The organism is Photobacterium sagamiensis (assembly GCF_050337085.1).
In the GTDB taxonomy this organism is placed as follows: Bacteria; Pseudomonadota; Gammaproteobacteria; order Enterobacterales; family Vibrionaceae; genus Photobacterium; species Photobacterium sagamiensis.
In genome coordinates, this window is the sequence record NZ_JAKJSP010000113.1 from 1 (window position 1) to 1228 (window position 1228).

The 1228-nt window shown below is 46.0% G+C and carries 8 tRNA genes; all 8 read left to right on the forward strand.

From position 1 onward, the window contains the following. The first annotated feature begins 112 nt into the window (after nt 1-112). The 8 genes from L4D76_RS28530 to L4D76_RS28565 all read left to right on the forward strand — a co-directional run bounded on the left by L4D76_RS28530 (nt 113) and on the right by L4D76_RS28565 (nt 1222). Nucleotides 113-197 (forward strand) — tRNA-Leu (locus L4D76_RS28530). Between the two features lie 52 nt (nt 198-249). Next, a tRNA-Gln gene (locus L4D76_RS28535) sits at nt 250-324 on the forward strand. A gap of 67 nt (nt 325-391) precedes the next feature. Continuing rightward, nucleotides 392-468: transfer RNA gene (locus tag L4D76_RS28540), tRNA-Met, on the forward strand. A gap of 47 nt (nt 469-515) precedes the next feature. After that, nucleotides 516-602, forward strand: a tRNA-Leu gene (locus L4D76_RS28545). A gap of 82 nt (nt 603-684) precedes the next feature. Further along, nucleotides 685-769, forward strand: a tRNA-Leu gene (locus L4D76_RS28550). Between the two features lie 117 nt (nt 770-886). Continuing rightward, nucleotides 887-971, forward strand: a tRNA-Leu gene (locus L4D76_RS28555). Nucleotides 972-1015: 44 nt separating this feature from the next. Next, nucleotides 1016-1090: transfer RNA gene (locus L4D76_RS28560), tRNA-Gln, on the forward strand. Between the two features lie 47 nt (nt 1091-1137). Beyond that, nucleotides 1138-1222 (forward strand) — tRNA-Leu (locus L4D76_RS28565). Nucleotides 1223-1228: the final 6 nt, after the last annotated feature.

The window sequence follows — 1228 nt, forward strand, 5'->3', positions numbered from 1 at the left end:
GTTGGTTAGAGCACATCACTCATAATGATGGGGTCACAGGTTCGAATCCCGTCGTAGCCACCATCTTCACTCTCTTAGAGTTGAAGCATCGCAAGATGTAAAAATACCAGATGCGGAAGTGGCGGAATTGGTAGACGCACCAGATTTAGGTTCTGGCGCCGCAAGGTGTGAGAGTTCAAGTCTCTCCTTCCGCACCATTCTCTTTGCGAAGAGAATTGTTCTTAAGTGAATCTTTTGAACAAACATTGTAGGGCTATCGCCAAGCGGTAAGGCAGCGGCTTTTGATGCCGCCATCCCCTGGTTCGAATCCAGGTAGCCCTGCCACATTTWATTATGTGGCTTAATTGCTTTSTTTTTTAAGTAGCAAATAGTTAAGCGGCATAAATAAAATGGCTACGTAGCTCAGTTGGTTAGAGCACATCACTCATAATGATGGGGTCACAGGTTCGAATCCCGTCGTAGCCACCATCTTCTTTCCTTATGGAAATGAAGTATGGTAAAGTAAAGTTACATATGCGGTGGTGGCGGAATTGGTAGACGCGCTAGCTTCAGGTGCTAGTGTCCGAAAGGATGTGAGGGTTCAAGTCCCTCCCTCCGCACCAGATTTGTGTTAATGCCTTTACGGTGTTGACCCAAAAAGCTGACTTAAGTTGAAAGACTTAATAAGCGAGACAGTATAAATACGCGGAAGTGGCGGAATTGGTAGACGCACCAGATTTAGGTTCTGGCGCCGCAAGGTGTGAGAGTTCAAGTCTCTCCTTCCGCACCATTTATACTTGTGACTATGAATTTTCATAGTGAAATACAGATCAAGCTTACCAGTTCTTTGATTTGTACAATAAGCTCCAGAGAAATACTCATTCGATTTATTCGATTGAGACAATATGCGGAAGTGGCGGAATTGGTAGACGCACCAGATTTAGGTTCTGGCGCCGCAAGGTGTGAGAGTTCAAGTCTCTCCTTCCGCACCATTCTCTCTGTGACTTATTTTTTTATCTCTCAAGATAAAACCTGTAGGGCTATCGCCAAGCGGTAAGGCAGCGGCTTTTGATGCCGCCATCCCCTGGTTCGAATCCAGGTAGCCCTGCCATATTTTACTTTGCGTTCTGACTGATTTTAGTTGAGTACGATAAGTATGCGGAAGTGGCGGAATTGGTAGACGCACCAGATTTAGGTTCTGGCGCCGCAAGGTGTGAGAGTTCAAGTCTCTCCTTCCGCACCATTCTCT